21 protein-coding genes are annotated in these 19,235 nt (G+C 72.4%); 6 read left to right on the forward strand and 15 right to left on the reverse strand.

Annotated elements, in window-relative coordinates:
- Positions 1-70 precede the first annotated feature (70 nt).
- Positions 71-1,876, reverse strand: coding sequence for a glycoside hydrolase family 15 protein (locus A5643_RS04670; RefSeq protein ID WP_066852429.1), 1,806 nt, complete (start codon positions 1,874-1,876; stop codon positions 71-73).
- 118 nt (positions 1,877-1,994) lie between these two features.
- Between A5643_RS04670 and A5643_RS04675 the strand changes: the two genes are divergently transcribed.
- Positions 1,995-3,029 (forward strand): iron-containing redox enzyme family protein, encoded by a 1,035-nt coding sequence (locus tag A5643_RS04675; protein WP_066852431.1) that lies wholly within the window; start codon positions 1,995-1,997, stop codon positions 3,027-3,029.
- Here the strand turns inward: A5643_RS04675 and A5643_RS04680 are convergent.
- Both A5643_RS04680 and A5643_RS04685 read right to left on the reverse strand, forming a co-directional pair.
- Positions 3,018-3,215: a CDGSH iron-sulfur domain-containing protein gene (locus tag A5643_RS04680; protein ID WP_066852433.1), complete on the reverse strand. Its 198-nt coding sequence runs from the start codon at positions 3,213-3,215 to the stop codon at positions 3,018-3,020. The two genes, A5643_RS04675 and A5643_RS04680, sit on opposite strands and share 12 nt — an antisense overlap.
- Complete coding sequence (locus A5643_RS04685) at positions 3,212-3,913, reverse strand: HemK2/MTQ2 family protein methyltransferase (protein WP_231995453.1); 702 nt, start codon at positions 3,911-3,913, stop codon at positions 3,212-3,214. The genes A5643_RS04680 and A5643_RS04685 overlap by 4 nt, the downstream gene beginning before the upstream one ends.
- Positions 3,914-3,999: 86 nt before the next feature.
- On the opposite strand from A5643_RS04685, the gene A5643_RS04690 reads away from it, so the two are divergent.
- A complete protein-coding gene (locus tag A5643_RS04690; RefSeq protein WP_066852435.1) occupies positions 4,000-5,055 on the forward strand; it encodes an SDR family oxidoreductase in 1,056 nt (351 codons plus the stop codon).
- A gap of 34 nt (positions 5,056-5,089) precedes the next feature.
- Here the strand turns inward: A5643_RS04690 and A5643_RS04695 are convergent, their stop codons facing one another.
- From A5643_RS04695 to A5643_RS04715, 6 genes are all read right to left on the reverse strand, one after another.
- Positions 5,090-6,799, reverse strand: a complete 1,710-nt coding sequence (locus A5643_RS04695; RefSeq protein WP_066852437.1) for a GMC family oxidoreductase — start codon at positions 6,797-6,799, stop codon at positions 5,090-5,092.
- Entirely contained in the window at positions 6,786-7,556 is a 771-nt protein-coding gene (locus A5643_RS04700; protein WP_066852439.1) for a gluconate 2-dehydrogenase subunit 3 family protein, read from the reverse strand. The genes A5643_RS04695 and A5643_RS04700 overlap by 14 nt, the downstream gene beginning before the upstream one ends.
- 7 nt (positions 7,557-7,563) lie before the next feature.
- Positions 7,564-8,055: a hypothetical protein gene (locus A5643_RS04705; protein ID WP_066852441.1), complete on the reverse strand. Its 492-nt coding sequence runs from the start codon at positions 8,053-8,055 to the stop codon at positions 7,564-7,566.
- Between the two features lie 38 nt (positions 8,056-8,093).
- Positions 8,094-8,243, reverse strand: a complete 150-nt coding sequence (locus tag A5643_RS18035) for a hypothetical protein (RefSeq protein WP_156628529.1) — start codon at positions 8,241-8,243, stop codon at positions 8,094-8,096.
- Positions 8,243-10,063, reverse strand: a complete 1,821-nt coding sequence (locus A5643_RS04710) for a thiamine pyrophosphate-requiring protein (RefSeq protein WP_066852480.1) — start codon at positions 10,061-10,063, stop codon at positions 8,243-8,245. Before A5643_RS04710 ends, A5643_RS18035 begins: the two co-directional genes overlap by 1 nt.
- 69 nt (positions 10,064-10,132) lie before the next feature.
- Entirely contained in the window at positions 10,133-10,783 is a 651-nt protein-coding gene (locus A5643_RS04715) for a UdgX family uracil-DNA binding protein (protein ID WP_066852443.1), read from the reverse strand.
- Between the two features lie 127 nt (positions 10,784-10,910).
- On the opposite strand from A5643_RS04715, the gene A5643_RS04720 reads away from it, so the two are divergent.
- Genes A5643_RS04720 through A5643_RS04730 form a run of 3 tightly spaced genes read left to right on the forward strand, consistent with a single transcriptional unit; the run spans position 10,911 to position 12,578 of the window.
- The gene (locus A5643_RS04720) at positions 10,911-11,966 is read left to right on the forward strand and encodes a YncE family protein (RefSeq protein ID WP_156628531.1); all 1,056 of its coding nucleotides are present in this window, start codon (positions 10,911-10,913) and stop codon (positions 11,964-11,966) included.
- A gap of 19 nt (positions 11,967-11,985) precedes the next feature.
- The gene (locus tag A5643_RS04725; RefSeq protein ID WP_066852446.1) at positions 11,986-12,300 is read left to right on the forward strand and encodes a hypothetical protein; all 315 of its coding nucleotides are present in this window, start codon (positions 11,986-11,988) and stop codon (positions 12,298-12,300) included.
- A complete protein-coding gene (locus A5643_RS04730) occupies positions 12,297-12,578 on the forward strand; it encodes a hypothetical protein (RefSeq protein ID WP_066852448.1) in 282 nt (93 codons plus the stop codon). Before A5643_RS04725 ends, A5643_RS04730 begins: the two co-directional genes overlap by 4 nt.
- Positions 12,579-12,679: 101 nt before the next feature.
- Here the strand turns inward: A5643_RS04730 and A5643_RS04735 are convergent, their stop codons facing one another.
- From A5643_RS04735 to A5643_RS04745, 3 genes are read right to left on the reverse strand one after another with little or no spacing between them, the layout of a single operon-like run.
- Positions 12,680-13,000 (reverse strand): hypothetical protein, encoded by a 321-nt coding sequence (locus A5643_RS04735; RefSeq protein ID WP_231995454.1) that lies wholly within the window; start codon positions 12,998-13,000, stop codon positions 12,680-12,682.
- Positions 13,001-14,491 carry a molybdopterin-dependent oxidoreductase gene (locus tag A5643_RS04740; protein WP_066852450.1) on the reverse strand — a complete coding sequence of 497 codons (1,491 nt, stop codon included), beginning with the start codon at positions 14,489-14,491 and terminating at the stop codon, positions 13,001-13,003. It lies immediately after the preceding gene.
- A gap of 15 nt (positions 14,492-14,506) precedes the next feature.
- Positions 14,507-14,992, reverse strand: a complete 486-nt coding sequence (locus A5643_RS04745) for a hypothetical protein (protein ID WP_066852454.1) — start codon at positions 14,990-14,992, stop codon at positions 14,507-14,509.
- A gap of 88 nt (positions 14,993-15,080) precedes the next feature.
- Here A5643_RS04745 and A5643_RS04750 point away from each other — a divergent pair, with 88 nt between their 5' ends.
- A complete protein-coding gene (locus A5643_RS04750) occupies positions 15,081-16,193 on the forward strand; it encodes an enolase C-terminal domain-like protein (protein ID WP_066852456.1) in 1,113 nt (370 codons plus the stop codon).
- A gap of 15 nt (positions 16,194-16,208) precedes the next feature.
- Here A5643_RS04750 and A5643_RS04755 read toward each other — a convergent pair whose 3' ends face one another.
- From A5643_RS04755 to A5643_RS04765, 3 genes are read right to left on the reverse strand one after another with little or no spacing between them, the layout of a single operon-like run.
- Positions 16,209-17,510 (reverse strand): UDP-glucose dehydrogenase family protein, encoded by a 1,302-nt coding sequence (locus A5643_RS04755; protein ID WP_066852458.1) that lies wholly within the window; start codon positions 17,508-17,510, stop codon positions 16,209-16,211.
- Positions 17,507-18,475 (reverse strand): glycosyltransferase family 9 protein, encoded by a 969-nt coding sequence (locus tag A5643_RS04760; protein ID WP_231995455.1) that lies wholly within the window; start codon positions 18,473-18,475, stop codon positions 17,507-17,509. The genes A5643_RS04755 and A5643_RS04760 overlap by 4 nt, the downstream gene beginning before the upstream one ends.
- Positions 18,466-19,212 carry an SDR family oxidoreductase gene (locus tag A5643_RS04765; protein WP_082948727.1) on the reverse strand — a complete coding sequence of 249 codons (747 nt, stop codon included), beginning with the start codon at positions 19,210-19,212 and terminating at the stop codon, positions 18,466-18,468. The genes A5643_RS04760 and A5643_RS04765 overlap by 10 nt, the downstream gene beginning before the upstream one ends.
- Between the last annotated feature and the right edge of the window lie 23 nt (positions 19,213-19,235).

A 19,235-nucleotide genomic window follows, 5' to 3' on the forward strand; every position in this document is an offset into this window, starting at 1 on the left:
GTCGGGTTGCGCCGGACCTCTCCGCTGGGTACCCGGTTACCCGCCCGGGCACACCGCATCAGGGGCGCGGTCAGGCCAGCGGGGTGGCGCCGGCGGTGCCGGACGGGTCGGTGAGCGTGGCCGCGGTCTCCAGCAGCAACGCGTGCACGAACGCTTGCGGCAGGTTGCCGCGCAGCTGCCGCTGGTTGACGTCGAACTCCTCGGACAGCAGGCCGCCCGGCCCGCACGCCGACCGGTTGCGGTCGAAGTAGCGCACCGCCGACCAGTGCCTGCCCTGCTGGTGCTCGGCGAGCGCCATCATGAACCCGCACAGCAGAAACGCGCCTTCGGCGTCGCCGAGGTCGCGCTGGTCGTGGCGGAACCGGTACACGTACTGCTCGACGGCGAGCTGGTTGCGCACGGCGTCGAGGGTGGCCAGGGTGCGCGGGTCGTCGGCGGGCAGCGCGCCGCGCACCGGCGGCAACACCAGCGAGGCGTCCACGCCGTGCAGGCCGGCGCTGCGCCGCCAGTAGCCGGCCGGGTCCAGCGCGATCGCGGCGGTGTCGGCCAGGATGGTGTCGGCCAGCACCGCGGTGGAGGCCAGGCCACCGCGGCCGGTCAGCTGCGCCACCGCGCGCAGGCCGGCGACACAGCACAGCCGGGATTGGGTCCACTGCCGGTTGTCCAGCTCCCAGATCCCGGCTTCGTCCTCCCGCCAGCGCTGCTCGACGGCCGCGACCGCCACGTCGATGGCGCGCCAGCCTTCGGCGGGCAGCCGGTCGGCGCGCGCGGCGGTGGCCAGCAGTTGCAGCGCGTCACCGAAGGCGTCGAGCTGGAACTGCCGGGTGATCCAGTTGCCGGCCTTGTCGTGCCCGCCGGGATAGCCGGGCAGGTCCAGGGTGCGTTCGTCGGGCACCGGGCCGCCGGTGGTGGTGTAGCCGGGCTTGAGGTGGGGCCCGTCCTCGAGCAGCCGGGCGACGACGAAATTGGTGGCCGTGTCGAACAGGTCGGCGGCGCCGGCCGCGTCGGCGGCCAGGCCGGCATAGCACTGGTCGCGGATCCAGACGTAGCGGTAGTCGTAGTTGCGGTTGGTGTGGGCGTGTTCGGGCAGGCTGGTGGTGGCCGCGGCCACCATCCCGCCGCCGGCGCTGGTCAGCCCGCGCAGCACCGCCCAGGCCTGGGTGGCGTCGTGCGGGGCGATGGTGTCGGTCAGGTCCGGGCGGACCCGCGCCCAGGTGTTCGCCGTCGCTTCCCAGGCGGTGCCGGCGTCGATCAGGTCGGCGGGCAGCGCGTGGTCGGCGACCTCGAAGACCACGTCGTGGTGGCCGCCGGGCGGCAGGGTCAGTTCGGCGACCAGCACCGCGCCGGTGCCGTGGGCGCTGGGCTGCGGGGTCGCCGTCGGGCAGCCGGTGAGCCGCCAGCGCAGCGGTCCGCTGCGCCCGGTCCATACCGCGCCGTCGGTGTGCAGGTGGGTGCTGCCGTAGTGCCCGAAGCCGGCGCGGGGCTCCAGCATCACGGTCACCCGGGCCTCGCCGTGCAGCGCGATCACCCGGCGCAGCACCACCACCCGGCCGGGCTCGGCGGGGAAGGCCAGCGCCTCGCGGCATTCGATCTGGCCGTGGCCGGTCACCCAGTGGCTGTGCCAGATCAGGGTGCCCGGCTCGTAGTAGCCGCCCCAGACGTGGCGCCGGTCGGTCGGGGTGATCGCGAAACAGCCGCCGCCGCCGATCAGGGCGGCGAACACCGCGTCGGAGTCCCAGCGCGGCGCGCACAGCCAGGTGATCTCGCCGTGCGGCCCGATCAGGGCGCCGCGCTCCCCGTCGGCCAGCAGGGCGTACTGACGCAACACCTGCGGCGGGAACGCCGCCCGCAGGTCGACCGGTTGCTGCTGGGACACCAGATTCCTTTCGTTGGCGCCTACGGTTTTCCCCGCCGGGGCCCGCGCCGAAACCCGGTCCGGCGGCGGCGGTGTGCGGCCGCGTTTTTCGCCGGCCCGCCGCGGGTATGGGAGGGGCATGAAACTTGCCCCGATCAGTCCGACCGGTCTCGGCCCGGGCCTGCCGACCGGGTGCGGTCCGCTGTCGACCGCGGTCTGTGACACGTTGGCCGGCTCGCCGCAGCGGCTCGAGCACGTCGGCGTGGCCGTCGACGACGTCGACCCCTACGGGCGGGATCTGCAGCTGGCGTTGCAGGTCTGCTACGAGCTGCACTACCGCGGCTTCGCCGGTGTCGACCCCGGCTGGGAGTGGGAGCCGAGCCTGCTGGCGCTGCGGGGCCGGCTGGAGGAGGTCTTCCTCGACCGGGTGCGCCGCGACGTCGGCCCGATCGACCCCGATGTGAGCGTCACCGCGGAGATGGACGAGCTGACCGTCGAACCGGTCCACGGCACCGGGCTGAGCTGGTATCTGCGCGACAGCGGCACCTGGGAGCAGATGTGTGAGTACTTCGTGCAGCGCTCGGTGTATCACCTCAAGGAGGGCGACCCGCACGCCTGGGTGATCCCGCGGCTGGTCGCCGGCGCCAAGGCGGCGTTCGTGGCCATCGAGTTCGACGAGTACGGGGCCGGGCGCGGGCCGCAGGTCCACCAGGAGCTGTACGCCGACCTGATGGCGGCCGCCGGTCTGGACAGCGGATATCTGGCCTATCTGGACGCGGTGTCGGCCGAGGCGCTCGCCGCGGTGAACCTGATGTCGCTGTTCGGGCTGCACCGCCGCTGGCGCGGCGCCACCGTCGGGCATTTCGCGGCCACCGAGATCACCTCCCCGCCGGGGTCGCGGCGGCTGGTGACCGCACTGCAGCGCATGGGCGCCCCGGCCGAGTGCGTGGCGTTCTACCGCGAGCACGTCGAAGCCGACGCGGTGCACGAGCAGGTGGTGCGCGCCGAGGTGGTCGGCGACCTCATCGACCGCGAGCGCGACCTGGAGGCGGACGTGGTGTTCGGGATGCGGGCCTACGACGTGGTCGAGGGCCGGTTGGCCGACCAGTTGCTCACCGCCTGGCAGGCCGGGCAGACCTCGCTGCGCGCCCCGCTGGGTCCGCTATTCGCCTGAGCGCCGCCGGCAGCGGTGGCTGGTATCGCACAGCGGATAGTCCTTGCTGCGTCCGCAGGCGCAGATCGCCACCTGGAAGCGGTCGGATTCCACCACCGCGTCGGGGGTTTCGATGCGCACCGGCCCGGCCACCAGCACCGGGCCGTTGCGTGCCACCCGGACTCGGCGCCGGTCGCGGGCGGTCACGGCTTGTCCGCCCGGATCACCACCAGCCGCTCGGTGCGACACCCCAGCGGCATCCGGCCGGTGCTCTCCAGCCAGTCCGCTCGGCTGGACAGCACCGGCCCGAACGGGATCCGTTGTTCGGCCACCACTTCCGCGGCCAGCCCCGCCGACCACAACTCCAGTAGCGAGCGGTCCGGGTTGGCGAACTCCGATTGCACCAGCAGCAGTGTCCCGCCCGCCGCCAACAGGTCACCGGCCGCCTCACACAGCGGGCCCAGCACGGACCGGCCGTCGACGCCGCCGTCCCAGGATCGGGCCGGTGACCCGTTGGGCACCGGCGCGCCGCCGGGCGGGGTGGGCACATACGGCGGATTGGCCACCACCACGTCGAACGGGGCGGCGGTCAGCCCGTAGGTCCACGGTCCTTGGCGCACATCCACGCTCACGTTTCGGACCCGGGCGTTGTCGGTGGCGCACTCCACCGCGCGCGGGCAGATGTCCAGCGCGGTGACGCCGGCCGCCCCCAGTTCCGCGGCGGCGATGGCGACCACGCCGCTGCCGGTACACAGGTCCAGCACCCGCCGGCCGGGCGCCACGCCGCTGGCGGCCAACGCGCCGATCAGCAGCTGCGAATCCTCTTGGGGCGCATACACGCCTTCGGCAACTACTCCCGCGCTCCAGGGCAGTCGGCGCACCGAGGGCAGGGCAGGGGTCGTCAATTCCGGCAACATCACTTCGTACTACCCCGAGGATCCGCCCGGCAAACTCGGCGTTTACCCGGGCCGCGGGCGGGTATCACCGCGCTATGACTGTGCTGGATGCCGTCCGTAGTCCCCGCCGTCGACGCCGCCGCCGGCCCCGGGTGGTGGTGGTCACCGGCGCCAGCGCCGGCATCGGCCGGGCGGTGGTGCGGGAACTGGCCGGCCCGGGCACCCGGCTCGGGTTGGTGGCCCGCGGTGTCAGCGGCCTGAACGCGGCGGCGGCCGAGGTGCGCGAAGCCGGCGGCGACGCGCTGGTGTTGCCCACCGACGTGGCCGATCACGACGCGCTGGAACGCGCCGCCAGCCGCGTCGAGCAGGCGTTCGGCCCGATCGACGGCTGGATCAACGTGGCGTTCTCGTCGCTGTTCGCCCCGTTCCACACCATCGGCCCCGACGAGTACCGGCGGGTCACCGAGGTGACCTACCTGGGCTTCGTCTACGGCACCATGGTCGCGTTGCGCCGGATGCGGCCCCGCAACGCCGGAACGGTGGTGCAGGTCGGCTCGGCGCTGGGCGTGCGCTCGATCCCGCTGCAGTCGGCCTACTGCGGCGCCAAGCACGCGATCAACGGGTTCACCGAGTCACTGCGCACCGAGTTGCTCCACGACCGGTCCAAGGTGCGGGTCACCGTGGTGCAGATGCCCGCGGTCAACACCCCGCAGTTCTCCTGGGTGTGTTCCCGGCTGCCCAAGCAGGCCCAACCGGTGCCGCCGATCTTCCAGCCCGAGGTGGCCGCCCGCGGGGTGGCCTACGCGCTGGACCATCCGCGGCGCAAACAGTACTGGGTGGGCGGCAGCACGGTCGCCACGATCCTGGGTCAGCGGCTGGCCCCGGCGCTGCTGGACCGCTACCTGGCCCGCACCGGGTACCGCTCCCAGCAAACCGACCAGCCGGTCGACCCCGACCAGCCGGCCAACCTGTGGGAGCCCGCCGACGGCCCGGCCGGCCACGATTTCGGGGCGCACGGCGTGTTCGACGACCAGGCGCACGCCCGCAGCCTGCAGCTGTGGACCTCCCGGCACCGCCGGTCGCTGCTCGGCGCCGGCGCGGCGGCCACCGCGTTGGCCGGCGGCGCCTACTGGAGTGCGCGGCACGGCTGAGCCGCTCCCCCGGCCCGTCCCCGGCCGGCCGACATCACCGCACCGGTGCGGTGACCCCGCGCCGGTAGGGGCGCACCTCCCGCCGCACGATCCGGTCGGCCAGTCGGGAGGACAGCGCCATGATGGTCAGCGCGGGATTGGCGCTGCCCTGAGTGGGGCAGACCGAGCCGTCGGCGACGAACAGGTTGGGCACCGACCACATCCGCTGGTCGGAGTCGACGACGCTGGTGTCCGGGTCGCTGCCCATCCGCGCGCCGCCGATCAGGTGGGCGAACCGCTGGATGGTCAAGATGTCCTGCGCCCCGGCGGCTTTGAGGATGTTGGTGATCACCGCGGTGGAGTAGGCCATGTTGGCCTTGTCGTTGTCCGACAGCGTGTAGTCGAACCGGGCGACGGGCAGGCCGTAGGTGTCGGTCTCGTCGGCCAGGCTGACCCGGTTGTCGGGGTGGGCCAGCAGTTCGTTGAGCACCCCGACGGTGCTCCAGTGGTTGTAGTCGCGCATGTACTCGCGCAGCGCCGCACCCCAATGCCCGTCGGCCAGCACGTGTTCGGCCCAGCCGATGGGCAGCGGGGAGACGGTCTGGATGGAGAATCCGCGCGCGAAACCGCGGTCGGGGTCGGTTTCGTAGAACTGCTCGGAGGTCACCTCCGGAGGCGGCGCCTTGTACATCCGCAGTTCCTCGGGCCAGCGGCCCGCGGTCTGGGAGGCGCCTTGCACCATCACGTAGCGGCCCACCTGGTCGGTGTCGTTGCCCAGCCCGTGCGGGAAGCGGCGGCTGGTGGAGTTGAGCAGCAGCCGCGGCGTCTCGATCGAATACCCGGCGACCGCGACCACTTTGGCGCGCTGGCGGCGCTCCCGGCCGTCCTCCTCGACGAAATAGGTGACACCGCTGGCGTTTCCGGATTCGTCGACCTCGACGCGGGCGGCCATGCTGTTGGCTCGGATCTCCACCCCGTGGGCCAACGCGTCGGGCAGGTGGGTCACATACGGGCTGGCCTTGGCGTTGACTTTGCAGCCCTGCAGACAGTAGCCGCGGTAGATGCAGTGCGGCCGGTTGCCGAACGTGCCGTTGACGATGCCGACCGGCCCCACCCGCATCTCGATGCCCAGCGCGAGCGCCCCTTCCCACAGTTTCATCGCGGCGCCGGAGACCGGGTGCGGGGAGAACGGGTAGGTGTGCGGGTCGCCCCACGGCCAGTCCTGGCCGGCCACCGGCAGTTCCTGTTCGAGCAGTTCGTAGTGCGGGCGCAGCTCGGCGTAGCCGATCGGCCAGTCCGCGCCCACCCGGTCGCGGGTGAACGTCTCGAAGTCGCTGGGATGGAAGCGCGGCGTGTAGCCGGCGTAGTGCACCATCGAGCCGCCGACGCCGCGCCCGGAGTTGTTCTTGCCCAACTCAACCGGGTCGGCGCCGCCCAGGATGCGCTTCTGCGTCCAGTACAGCGGGTGGGAGCCGGCCTCGTCGGAGACCCAGTCGCGGTCGGGATGCCAGAACGGTCCCGCCTCCAGGATCACCACGCTCCAACCGGCCCGGGCCAGGCGCTGGGCGAGCACCGAGCCGCCCGCGCCGGCGCCGACGACGACCAGGTCGACTTCCTCCTCGTCGGGGTAGCGACGCATGGTGTCCTTGCCCGGCAGCGCCCGGGAGTGCACGTCGAGCAGGAACCGCGAGTCGTTGTCCGGCGGCCCCACCGAGCCCTTCAGCACCCCGCGCAGCCGCCTGCGCCACTTCTCACCCGCGGCCATGGGCCCCACCGGTTCCGGTGTCGTGATCGTCGCTGAGCATCGCGACCGGGTCTTCGGCGGTCGCTCCCGGTTTCTCGAAGGGCTCCCGCACCCCGGCGCCGCCGAGGCGCATGAACCCCCGTGGGTAGGCCGGGCCGCCGAAGCCGATCTCGTTCCACGCCCACGGGTGGCTGTAGAAGGCGCTGAGCGCGGCGCGCATCACCACCGACCAGGCCCGCGACACGTTGAGCCGGTCCCAGCTGCCGCCGGACAGCGTCGCGTCGGCGAACCGGCCGACGATGTCCTGGCGGACCTGCGGGCCGGCGTCGGCGAAGGAGGCCTCGCCCTGCTCGCGGGCCGCCTCGTCCAGCCCGGCCAGCACCAGCCGCCAAGTGTCGCGGTCGTCGGGCATGTCGGCGTACTGGAACCCGTCGAGGCGACCGTCGGCCAGTTTGGCGTCGACGAACTCGGCGACCGGGACGCGGGGTTCGTTGTCCTGGGCGAGCACGGTGTCGCAGAACGCGCGCAACGCCGGCTCGAGGGCCTCGTCGAAGAAGCGCAGCGGCCCGGGCGGGTCGAGTCGGGCCAGCACCACCTCGCGGGTGGCCTGGTCCCAGGAGTCGGCGCTGGCCAGCACGTCGTAGTCGGGGTAGCGGCCGATCATCTGCGGGGTGATGCCGCGCCGCTGGCGGGGCAGCCAGGACGGGTGCAGCGGCTTGCGGTCGGGTCGGCGCTTGGGCAGGTGGTCGCCGCTGGCGATGTCGGGGCGGTCCGGCATCGGCGCCTCACCCTTCCCGGCGCAGGATCGCGGCCAGCAGTCCCATCGCGCCGACGATGCTCATCAGTCCCGGCGCGGCGATCGGCGGCCCCATCGGCACGTTGTAGCTGTAGAGCCGCCAGCCGCCGGGACGCCGCCCCACCCCGCGGGCGTGAAAGAACTCGCCCATCAACCCATTGGCGGCGTACACCGCGGCGGTGGCCGGCAGCCAGCGTTTGGCCCACCGCCGGGAGAAGACCCCGGCGATCCCGGCGACGACGACCGGCGGGGTGACGACGATCGGGCTCCACATCCACTTGTTGCCGAAGCTGGCCCGGTAGTGCTCGGCATAGACTTCGGCGGTCGTCACCAGGGCGGCGAAGGCGGTCAGCCCGGACAGCGACCGTTCGAAGCGGCCGTGGGCGATGTTGCGCAGCGCCCGGTCGATCAGATATTCGGCTTCGCCGACCGCGGCGGCGGCCGGCGGGCGTCCCCGACGCCCGGGTTTGAGCAGTGTCATCGGCGCGTCCTCCTTCGGCGGTGGTGCCGGCGCGGCCCTCAGCCGTCGTCGCTGCGGGCCTCGGCCCCGGTCTCCCCGGCGTCCAGGTCGTCGTCGGCGGCGACCCGGCCCACCCGGTCGGCGGTGTCCTGGTCTTCGGTGTCGGCCGGTTCCGAACCGTCGTCGTCGGGCCGGGAATGGCGGCCCATCAGTCGTCGCCCCGGTCGCGCAGGTCGCGCACCGTCTGCTTGGCCGACTCGGTGAACTCGTGCATCTTCTGCTTGGCGCCCTTGGCGGTCATGCTCACCCGGTCGGGGTCCTTCAGCACGGCCTTGGCCGTCTTCTTGGCCATCTCCATGCGGATCTGCGGCGGCACCGGCGGGATGTTCGGGTCGACGACGACTTCCAGCACCACCGGCCCGGACGCCGACAGCGCCTGCTCCCAGGCCTGGCCGATGGTGGCCGGGTCGTCGCAGCGGATGCCGGTCAACCCGAGCAGGTTCGCGAAGTCCGCGTACGGCACGTCGGGAATGTATTGGCTGCCTTCGAATTTCGGTTGGCCGCCCATGGCGCGCTGCTCCCAGGTGACCTGGTTGAGGTCCTGGTTGTTGAACACGCAGAAGATCAGCGGGCCGTTGGACAGCCGGTCCTTGTACCGCTTGACGGTGATCATCTCGGCCATCCCGTTCATCTGGAACACCCCGTCGCCGACCACCGCGATGACCGGCCGGTTCGGGTGGGCCAGCTTGGCCGCGATCGCGTACGGGGTGCCCGGGCCCATGCTGGCGAGGTTCCCGGCCAGCGAGGCGGCCATGCCCGGGCGCAGCCGCAGATGCCGCGCCCACCAGTTGGCCACCGACCCGGCGTCGGTGGTCAGCACGGCGTTGTCGGGCAGGCGCTTGGACAGCTCGTGCACCACCAGTTCGGGGTTGAGCGGGTCAGCCTTGTCGTGGGCGCGGTCGTCGAGGACCCGCCACCACTCCTCGACCTCGCTTTCGATCTTGGACCGCCAGGACCGATCCTCCTTGTGTTTGAGCAGCGGGATCAGTTCCTGCAGCGTGTCTTTGGAGTCGCCGATCAGGTTGGCGTCCATCGGGTAGCGCAGGCCGATCATCCGGCCGTCGTGGTTGATCTCCACCCCGCGGCACTGGCCTTCCTTGGGCAGCCATTCGGCGTAGGGGAAGCTGGTGCCGATCATGAACAGGGTGTCCGCACCCGACATCATCGCTTCGCTGGCGGTGGAGCCCAGCAGCCCGATCGGGCCGGTCACATACGGCAGGTCGTCGGGCAGGGTGGCGCGGCCCAGCGAGGTCTTGGCCACCCCGGCGCCGAGCAGGTCGGCGGTCTGTTTCACTTCCTCGACCGCGTCCTGCGCGCCCGCGCCCACCAGGATCGCGACCTTCTCGCTGTCGTTGAGGATGTCGGCGGCCTTCTGCAGCTCGGACTGCGGCGGCAGCATCCGCGGTTTGGTCCAGCCCACGCCGCTGTAGACCGCGCCGTGCACCCGCGGCGGCGAGGGCACCGCGTCCTCCTCGGCGACATCCTCGGGCAGGATGATCGTGGCCACCGTCCGGTTGGTCAACGCCACCTTGCACGCCCGGTCGACCAGGTGGCGGGCCTGCACCGGGGCCATGCAGGTCTGGATGAAGTCCGAGGAGACGTCCTTGTACAGCGAGTTGGGGTCGATCTCCTGCTGGAAGGCGGCGCCCAGCGACATCCGTTTCTGTTGGCCGATGATCGCGACCACCGGCTGGTGGTCCAGCTTGGCGTCGTAGAGGCCGTTGAGCAGGTGGATCGCGCCGCCGCCGGAGGTGGCCAGGCAGCAACCCAGTTCGCCGGTGAACTTGGCGTGCCCGGTCGCCATGAACGCGGCCATCTCCTCGTGGCGGGGCTGGATGAACTCCGGGTCGCCGTCGGCCCGGTCCAGTGCGCCCACCATTTCCAGGATGCCGTCGCCGGGGTAGCCGAAGATGCGGTGCACTCCCCACTGACGGAGCCGGTCGATGATGTAGTCCGCGGTTTTCGGCATGGTGGTGTACTCCTTCGACATCGGGCGTCATCGGGGCGTCGATTTTTCGGGTACCCGAGCGTCGGAGCGTCAAACCGGCGGTGCGGACACGATGTCGCGGGCCCGGCCCAGGTCGTCGACGAACAGCCGGTAGGCCTTGTCGCGGTCGCCGCTGCGGTCGCGCAGCACCGCGGCCGGATGGACGGTGACCAGCAGTTGGGGCCGCTCGCGGGTGTCGATTTCGGCGGGCAGCGCCAGCAGTTCGCCGCGGTGCGCCGAGATCCGGAAGCCCGGCCCGAGCAGGGCTTGCGCGGCGGTGGCGCCCAACGCGACGATCAGGCGGGGGCGCACCGCGTCGATCTCGGCGATCAGCCACGGCCGGCAGGCCACCACCTCGGTGCGGCCCGGCTTCTGGTGGATGCGGCGCTTGCCGCTGGTGCGGGTGAACTTGAAGTGTTTGACCGCGTTGGTCTGGTAGGTCTGCTCGGCGCTGATGCCGGCGTCGTCGAGGGCGCGGGCCAGCAGCCCGCCGGCCGGTCCGACGAACGGGTGGCCCTGCCGGTCCTCCCGGTCGCCGGGCTGTTCGCCCACCAGCATCAGCGGCGCCCCGCGCCGGCCCGCCCCGAACACGGTCTGGGTGGCGTGTTCGTACAGCCCGCAGCCGCGGCAGGTGGCGGCGGCCTCCCGCAGCGCGCCCAACCCCCGCGTCGCGGGCAGGTACTGCTCGGCGCCGGGTGCCATCCCGGTCGGATACCCCCCGGCGGCGGCGCTAACCGCGGATTAGGCGGCGCGCACCGCGGGTAGCCGATAGCCGCGGGAGAAAACGGCGTGCTGAGCCGTGCCGTGCCGAGACGAAGGAGGCAGCGCCGTGCACAGTCGTCGGTGGCCGGCCCGCGCCGCGCGGGCGCTGGCGGTCGCGGCGGTGGCCGCGGCCACGGTGGTGGGCTGCACTTCCGCGGAGAGCGACTGGGAGTCATCGCCGCCGGTGACGGTCGCCGCCACCGCGCAGCCGCTGCGCGCGCCGGCCTGGTCGGCGGCGCTGTCCGCGCTGGTGGCGCTGACCGACGACGGGCGGCTGGCCCGGGTCGACGAGCCCGACGACCCCGACCGGGTGGGCACCGCGGTCTCCGGGCCGCTGGCCGCCGGTGACAACCTGCGGATCAGCGGCATCGACCCGCACCGGGTGTTCGTGCCCCGCCCCGACCGGCAGACCGTCACCCTGATGGATCTGGACACCCTGCGCCCGGTCGAGGAGGTCCGGGCCGGGCCGGCGCCCAACAGTGTCGACGCCAACGCCGGGCTGCGGGTGCTGCTGGTGCTGTCCGAGGACGGGCGGTCGGTGACCCCGGTCGACGAGCACGGTTTGGCCGCGCTGCCGACGGCGACCGTCGAGGGCGCGGCCGCGGAGTCGGTGATCGGCTCGGCGCGCGGCCGCCGCGTCGACTATCACCTCTTCCACCGCGGCGGAGTGCGCCACTACCGCGGCGCCGAGCGGTCGCCGGAGCAGCTGGGCGCGTTGGCCGTGCCGGTGGCGGCGGCCGCCGCCGACCACACCAAGACCACCCGCAGCTACGTCGCCGCCGGCGACACGGTCCGCGCGGTGGAAAGCCAGCGCGGCGGCGACGGGCTGGCGGTGATCGGTGAGGTCGCCGTCCCCGCCGGCAGCGTGCGCTACCTCGCCGCCGACGACACCCGGCTCTACATCGCCACCGACCGGGCGCTGGTGGTGGCGCGGACCGCCAGCTTCACCGGCTACCCCGACGGGGCCATCCCGATCATCCGGGTCATCGACTACCGCGACGAGCTGCCCGCCGGGCCGGCCCGCTCCGCGGAGCCCTCCGGGCTGGCGGTCGGAACCCACCGGGTGTATCTGACCCTGGCCGGCCAGCCGTATCTGGTGAGCATCGCCAAGCCGGGACTGTGACCGCACGAGGAGGCCGACGATGAGCGTCGACATCGATGACGACGTGAGTGTTCTCACCGAACAGATTGCCGCGCTGCAGGACCTGGGTAACCAGCCGGAGGTGAGCGAGGCAACGGTCTACGACGTCAGCATCCGCTGGGGCACCGCGTTGGCGGGCCGGCTACCGCGGTTGCTGCACTACCGTGACCGCGGTCTGCTGGCCGACGACGACGCCGCGCGGGTGCGCCGGCTCTGCGACCAGCTGCGCGAGCTGACCGCGGTGTCGCGGCGGCTGGGGCTCGCCGAGCCGCGCCTGGATTCCGCGCACACCACACCGACCGAGGAGGAGCTATGACCGACGACGATGTCACCGCCGACGATGCCACCGCCGACATCCCGGGGCCCTACCAGCCGGATCCCGGGGACGGCGTCAACACCGACCTGACCAGCAGCGTCGGCGCGGAGGATGTCGACGAGGACCGCATCGGACTGGATCCGCTGGAGGAGGGCATGGATCCGCCCGAGCAGTGGGCCGCCGCCGACCGCTACGGGGTGACCGCCGCCGAGCAGCGCGAGGGCGAGTCCCTCGACCAGCGGCTGGCGCAGGAGACCAAGGATGTCGGCGAGTCGTGACCCAGCGCTGACAACACCGCTGCGCTGAGAGCCGAACCCCGGTGAACGCCACCGGGGTTCAGCTTTTGCTTCAGGTGTCGTGCTTCAGGTGGTGTCGCGCGTCAGGTGTCGCGGGCGGCCAGGAAATCCGCGCCGGCCAGCCGCAGCCCGGTCCGCGGCTGCGCACATTCGGGGTTGCGGCAGGTCAGCGCCACCAGGTAGGCGTCGTCGTCCTCGTCGAGGAACAGAAAACCCATCGGCAGCGCCGACCCGATGGTGAAATCGGCGGCGCCGCAACACTCGCAGCGCAGCCCGGTCGCCTCGAGGTGGGCGAGCACCCGCTCGGTGGCGCCGTCGGTCAGCTCCACCAGTTCCGGCCGGGCCATCACATCGGCGTCCTCCGGGCCGGGCGAGCTGTCACCCGATGCGACGTCGGCGGTCACTCAGATCTCCCCCTGCCGGTCGTAGTAGACGTTGTCCTCCCGCCAGCCGCCGGCACCCTTACCGATGCGGGTGTAGTCGTCGACGAACTCGATCTGGTTGATCCATTTCGCCATCTTGAAGCCGACCTGGGTCTCCACCCGCAGCCGCAGCGGCGCACCGTGCTGGATGGCCAGCGGGATCCCGTTCATCTGGTAGGCGAGCAGGGTCTGCGGCTTGTGCGCCAACTCCAGATCGATGACCTCGTAGAACTGGCCGTGGCCGCGGGCGCTGGGTTCGTCGCGGTCGTTGTCCTGCATGGTCAGAAAGCAGATGTAGCGGGCCTGCGGCAGCGGGCGGACCAGATCGGTCAACCGCGCCAGCGGCACCCCACCCCACTCGGCGATGCTCGACCAGCCCTGGATGCAGTTGTGCAGCACCCGCTGGGTATGCGGCTCGCTCAACTCCCGCAGCCCGTCCAGATCCAGAGTGACCGGCTGCTCGACCAGGCCTCCGACCCGCAGCCGCCAGTCGACGAAGTTGTGCGCCGCCATCACCTTGTACTCCATTGAGGTGGGCGGTTTTCCGTTGACCCGGTGTTGCGACGAGATCGCGGTGACCGGGTAGTCCTGCCGGGAGTCCAGTCGCCGCAGCACCCGGGCGCGCAGCCAATCGAGGAACCCGCCGAGCACCCGCTGCACCGAGCGGGGACGGCGCAGGCTCCACATGGTCGCCGCGACGTGTACCGCGATCACCGCGGCAACGATCAGTAGCGACAGCGCGGTCGCCCAATAGGTGTTGCGCACCGAACCGAAGATCATCAGCGCGCTGAGCCGCCCCCAGCCCCAGAAGAACAGCATCGACAGGTGGATGACGATGAACACCGCGAACGCTCCGAGCCCGAGGAAATGCAGGGTGCGGATGCGTTGCCGGCCGCCGAGCAGCCGCACGAGCCACGGGAACCGCGCCTCGATCGCCGGTGATTGGGCGGCGCCGGTCAGGATCTGAAACGGCGCCAGCAGGAACAGCACCCCGGCGTAGGTGAGTTTTTGGATCGCGTCCAGCGGTTCGCCGGGCAGTGCTGGCGGCAGGTTGAATGACAGGTAGGTGACGACGTCGTCGGCGGCGTCGGCGAAGATCGACCAGGAGGCCGGCCAGTAGCGCTGCCACTGCCCGGTGGCGAACAGCAGGATGAAGTAGCTGGCGCCGACCAGGATCCAGCCCAGCACCGCCACGAAATGCCAGTGCCTGCCCATGCCGAGTTGGGCGCGGCCCGGCAGCGACACCAGCGGGTGGTAGGACTCCTCCTCGTCGAGGGTGTCGTAGAGCTTGGCTTTGGGCATCACCTTGCGGGTGAAGCGCGCCCATTCGGTGCCGGGCCGGCTCTCGTCGTTGCCGTACAGCTTGGGGTGGGTGGCCAGGATCTCCAGCCCGCTGCGCATCGCCAGGGTCAGAAACAGCAGGTTCAGCCAGTGCTCGACGCGCAGCCAGGCCGGGAAGTCCAGTGTCGTCATCGCCGCCTCCCCCGCCTAGTCATGCCAGTTCTGCCATTGCGGCCGGGCGACGTTGATGCCGGACAGCACGGTGGCGTGCAGCACCAAAAACAGTGCCGCGCAGGCCATCAGCGCGCTGCCGGGTGCGACATCCCAGCGGCCGGTCAGCTGGGTCAGACCGGCGACCGGGTCGGCGCGGGTGCCCAGATAGACCGCCAGGAACGACAGGCACGCCGCACTGCCCAGAAACCAGGCCGGCTCGGTGATCTCGACGCGCGGGGCGAACATCAACACCGCGGCGATCAGGCATGCCGCGCCCAGCAGGACGACGTAGCCGGTGAAAACCGCCGGCGGCGTCGGCGTCGACCACCACAGGTAGCCGTGGATCCCGGTGATGGCCAGCAGCAGCGTCACGCCGAGGGCGCTCACCGTGGTCGGCAGGTTGAAGGCGACCCACCCGTTCAGCGTCAGCGGCGGCGACGACCAGAACCGCCGCCAGTATCCGGTGACCGAGATGCTCACGCTGTCTCACATACCCGGGGGCGAGCGGGCAGAAACGTGGGCCCCGGCGGCGCGGATAGCCGCCGCCGATTGTGGGTAGCCCGCGCGCATGGACGCAGTTGCCGGCACGGCGGTGCCGATCGAAGCGGTGCAGGTCGCCGCCTACACCATTCCCACCGACGCCCCCGAATCCGACGGGACGCTGGCCTGGGACTCCACCACCATGGTGGTGGTGACGGTGCGAGCCGGCGGGCAGTCCGGGCTGGGCTACACCTATGCGGGCACGCCGGTGGCCACGGTGGTGGCCGACTCCCTCGCCGGCGTGATCAGCGGCCAGGACGCGCTGCACCCGCCGGCGCGCTGGGCGCAGATGCTGCACGCGGTGCGCAACCTGGGCCGGCCCGGTGTGGTGGCCCAGGCGATCGCCGCGGTGGATATCGCCTTGTGGGACCTGCGATCCCGGCTGTTGGGGCAGGCGCTGACGGTGACGCTGGGCGCGGTGCACGAGGCCACCCCGATCTACGGCAGCGGCGGGTTCACCTCCTACAGCGACTATCAGCTGCGGGCCCAGCTCAGCGACTGGGTCGACGCCGGGATCCCGCGGGTGAAGATCAAGGTAGGCCGCGAGCCGGGCACCGACCCGGCCCGGCTGAGCGCGGCCCAGGCCGCGATCGGGTCGGGCACCGAGTTGTTCGTCGACGCCAACGGCGCCTACACCCGCAAACAGGCGCTGCTGTGGGCGCAGCGCTTCGCCGAGCACGACGTGCGCTGGTTCGAGGAGCCGGTGAGCTCCGACGACCTGCCCGGGCTGCGGCTGCTGCGCGACCGCGGCCCGGCGGGCATGGACATCGCCGCCGGGGAGTACGGCTACGACCTGCCGTACTTCCAGCGGCTGCTGGACGCCGGCGCCGTCGACTGCCCGCAGGCCGACGTCACCCGCTGTCTGGGCATCAGCGGGGTGCTGCGGGTGGCGGCGTTGTGCGACGCCCGCTGCCTGGACCTCTCCCTGCACTGCGCGCCGCAGGTCAGCGCCCAGGTCGGGACGGCGATCTGGCATCTGCGGCATCTGGAGTACTTCCACGACCATGTGCGCATCGAGGAGATGGCCTTCGACGGGGTGCTGCGCCCGCAGCCGGGCGGCGTGCTGCGCCCGGACCGTGACACCCCCGGGCACGGGCTGACGTTCAAAGCCGCCGACCTCGAGCAGTTCCGGGTGCGCTGAGCTCCGGTTCGGCGGTCAGTAGCCGTGGGCGGTGCCGTTGCCGACGAACGCCAGCCCGGCGCGGCGCACCGCGTCGGCGTCGACCACGTTGCGGGTGTCGAGCACCAGCGCCTCCGGTGCGGCCCGGCGCCCGATGCGCTCCCAGTCCAGCGTCCCGAATTCCGGCCACTCGGTCAGCACCAGGATGGCGTCGGCGTCCTTGACCGCGACGTAGGGGTCGCTGGCGGTGGCGGCCGGCAGCCGGGCGGTGTCGATCGACTCCAGCCGCGGGTCGTAGGCGGTCAACTGGGCGCCGACCCGTTGCAGATCCGTGCAGATCGTGATCGCCGGGGAATCCCGCACGTCGCTGGTGCCGGCCTTGAACGTCACCCCCAGCGCGGTGACCTTCAGTTCCCGCAGCGGGCGGTTCAACCGGTGGCGCAGCGCGGTCAGGATCCGCTCGGTCTGGTGGCCGTTGGTGCGCCGCGCGGAGGTCACCTCCGGCAGCGCGGTGCCGTGCTGGCGTCCGGTGTGCAGCAGCGCGGCGGTGTCCTTGGGCAGACACGAGCCGCCCCAGCCGGGCCCGGGGGCCAGAAAATGCGGCCCGATCCGGTCGTCGGTGCCCATCGCCCCGGCGATGTCGCCGATGTCGGCGCCGACCTGGCCGGACAGCTCGGCCAGCGAGTTGACGAAGGACAGTTTGACCGCCAGGAAGGCGTTGCAGGCGTACTTGGCCAGCTCAGCGCTTTCCGGGCTCATCCGCAGGACGGTGTCGGCGCCGCCGTACAGCCGCGCCACCCGGGCGCCGGCCCGGATCCCGGCCGGGTCGTCGACGGTGCCGACCAGCACCCGGCCCGGATGGCAGAAGTCGTCGACGGCGCGGCCCTCGCGCAGGAACTCCGGGTTGGACACCACCTCGATGCCGTGCCGGCGCAGCCGCCGGCCCAGCCGCCGGCAGGTGCCCACCGGCACGGTGGACTTGACCACCACCACCGCGCCGGGGGGCAGCACGCCGGCCAGCTCGTCGACGGCCGCGTCGACCGCGCTCAGGTCCGCGGCCCCGTCGTCGGCGGTCGGGGTTGGCACACACACGAACACCACGTCCCGGTCGTGCAGGGCGGCGTAGTCGGCGCCGAACCGCAGTTGCCCGGTGCGCAGCCGGCAGCGCAGCAGGTCCTCCAGCCGGGGCTCGTCGATCACCGCGACACCGTTTCGCAGCTGCGCGACCCGGTCGGCGTCCAGATCGATGCAGACCGTGTCGAATTCGGCGTCGGCCAGGCAGACCGCGGTGGTCAGCCCGACGTAGCCGGCGCCCACGACGCCCACCCGGGTGGTCATGCGCACCGCCCGAGGATGTCGGCGGCCGCGTCGAGCACCCGGGCGGCGGTGATGAGCAGCAGCCCCGGGTCGGGCTGCTCGGCGTGCGGGTCGCCGCGGTCCCCGGCCCACACCGTGATGTGGTGGCCCGCCCCGCGCGGTCCCCAGTGGCTCGGCGGGGTGGGCCCGAACACCAGCACCGAGGCGGTGCCGGTGGCGGTGGCGATGTGCCCGACGCCGGTGTCCCCGCACACCAGCAGCTGCGCATCGCTGATCAGGGCGACCATGCCGAGCACGTCGAGCTGCCCGGCCAGCACCGCCGCGGCGTCGAGTCCGGCCTGCGCGGCGACGTGTTCGGCCAGCGGCCGCTCGGCGCGCGAGCCGGTCACCACGACCCGGTGGCCGGCGGCGGCCAGTTCGGCGGCGACGGCGGCGAACCGGTCGGCCGGCCAGCGCCGGGACGGGGCGGCGGCGCCGGGGTGGATGACGATCACCCCGTCGTGGCGGGGGTGACCGGCCGGCCGGTCCAGGGCCAGATCCTGCGGGTCGGCGGTGATGCCGGCCGCGCCGAGCAGACCGCACCAGCGGTCCACTTCGTGCTGCTCGTCGCGCCAGGCCGGGCCGCCCAGTTGCGGGAAGTCCGGGTGTCGGTGGGTGATGACCGCGTCGGGGTGGGTGGTCAGCAGGTCGGTGATGCTCTGCGGTCCCCGGCCGTGCAGGTTGACGGCCAGCTGCGGTGGCGGGTGCGGCCAGCGCAGCGCCCCGAGTGCCGCGGTGGGCAGCACCTCGTCGACGGCTCCGGACAGGCACGCCAGCCCGGCCAGCCAGTCCGGGGTGGCCAGCACCAGGTGGGCGTGCGGGTAGGCACGGCGCAGCGCGCGCAGCGCCGGGATGCCGGTGAGCAGATCGCCCAGGCCGATCGCGCGCAGCGCGAGGATCGTCGCCGGCGCGGCGGTGGGTGCCTGCGGCGGGGCGGTCACGGCCACGACGACTCCTCGCTGCAGCACACCACCAGCTCGCGGATCTCACTGCCCGGGGGCTGGCGCAACGCGAACAGCACGGTCTCGGCGACCTGGTCGGGGTCGTTGAGTTTGGCGTCGGCGGGTGGTTTGTACTGCTCGGGCCGGTCGTCGAAGAACGCGGTGGTCATGCCGCCGGGGATGAGCAGGGTCACCCCGACCTCGCCGGCCAGTTCGGCGGCCAGCGCCCGGGTGAAGCCCACCACCCCGAATTTGCTGGCGCAGTAGGCGGTGGCGTCGCTGACCGCCTTGAGGCCCAGGGTGGAGGCGCAGGTGACGATGTGCCCGCCGTCGGCGGTCAGGTACGGCAGGGCGGCCCGGATGACCGCGGCGGTGCCCAGCAGGTTGACCTGCAGCACCTTCTCCCAGTCCTTGGCCGGGACCTGGTCCAGCCGGCCGCAGGCGTCGGTGCCCGCCGGGGTGAACACGGCGTGCAGCGGGCCGTCGGCGGTGTGGGCCAGTTCGGCCACGGCGTCCTCGACGGCGGCGGTGTCGGCCAGATCGGCGTGCTGGTAGGCCACCCCGTCGGCGGGTTCGGCGATGTCGATCACCAGCGGGGTGCCGCCGTGGCGTTGCACGGCGCGGACGGTGGCCGCGCCCAGCCCGGACGCTCCTCCGGCGATCAGGACGTTGCCCACTCCCCCGGCGGGTTTCTCGGTGCCGGTGGCCGCGGATTGCGGTGCGGACGAGTGGTGTTGGGACATGCGCTCCTCCGGTCGGATGTGCG

Source organism: Mycobacterium sp. 1274756.6 (genome assembly GCF_001668625.1).
Classification (GTDB): Bacteria; Actinomycetota; Actinomycetes; order Mycobacteriales; family Mycobacteriaceae; genus Mycobacterium.

Excerpts from the sequence above, each read along its gene's own strand:
- A5643_RS04675 (WP_066852431.1), top strand. The coding sequence starts at position 1,995 with ATGAAACTTGCCCCGATCAGTCCGACCGGTCTCGGCCCGGGCCTGCCG.
- A5643_RS04690 (WP_066852435.1), top strand. The coding sequence starts at position 4,000 with ATGACTGTGCTGGATGCCGTCCGTAGTCCCCGCCGTCGACGCCGCCGC.
- A5643_RS04695 (WP_066852437.1), bottom strand. The coding sequence starts at position 6,799 with ATGGCCGCGGGTGAGAAGTGGCGCAGGCGGCTGCGCGGGGTGCTGAAG.
- A5643_RS04700 (WP_066852439.1), bottom strand. The coding sequence starts at position 7,556 with ATGCCGGACCGCCCCGACATCGCCAGCGGCGACCACCTGCCCAAGCGC.
- A5643_RS04705 (WP_066852441.1), bottom strand. The coding sequence starts at position 8,055 with ATGACACTGCTCAAACCCGGGCGTCGGGGACGCCCGCCGGCCGCCGCC.
- A5643_RS18035 (WP_156628529.1), bottom strand. The coding sequence starts at position 8,243 with ATGGGCCGCCATTCCCGGCCCGACGACGACGGTTCGGAACCGGCCGAC.
- A5643_RS04710 (WP_066852480.1), bottom strand. The coding sequence starts at position 10,063 with ATGCCGAAAACCGCGGACTACATCATCGACCGGCTCCGTCAGTGGGGA.
- A5643_RS04715 (WP_066852443.1), bottom strand. The coding sequence starts at position 10,783 with ATGGCACCCGGCGCCGAGCAGTACCTGCCCGCGACGCGGGGGTTGGGC.
- A5643_RS04725 (WP_066852446.1), top strand. The coding sequence starts at position 11,986 with ATGAGCGTCGACATCGATGACGACGTGAGTGTTCTCACCGAACAGATT.
- A5643_RS04730 (WP_066852448.1), top strand. The coding sequence starts at position 12,297 with ATGACCGACGACGATGTCACCGCCGACGATGCCACCGCCGACATCCCG.
- A5643_RS04740 (WP_066852450.1), bottom strand. The coding sequence starts at position 14,491 with ATGACGACACTGGACTTCCCGGCCTGGCTGCGCGTCGAGCACTGGCTG.
- A5643_RS04750 (WP_066852456.1), top strand. The coding sequence starts at position 15,081 with ATGGACGCAGTTGCCGGCACGGCGGTGCCGATCGAAGCGGTGCAGGTC.
- A5643_RS04755 (WP_066852458.1), bottom strand. The coding sequence starts at position 17,510 with ATGACCACCCGGGTGGGCGTCGTGGGCGCCGGCTACGTCGGGCTGACC.
- A5643_RS04765 (WP_082948727.1), bottom strand. The coding sequence starts at position 19,212 with ATGTCCCAACACCACTCGTCCGCACCGCAATCCGCGGCCACCGGCACC.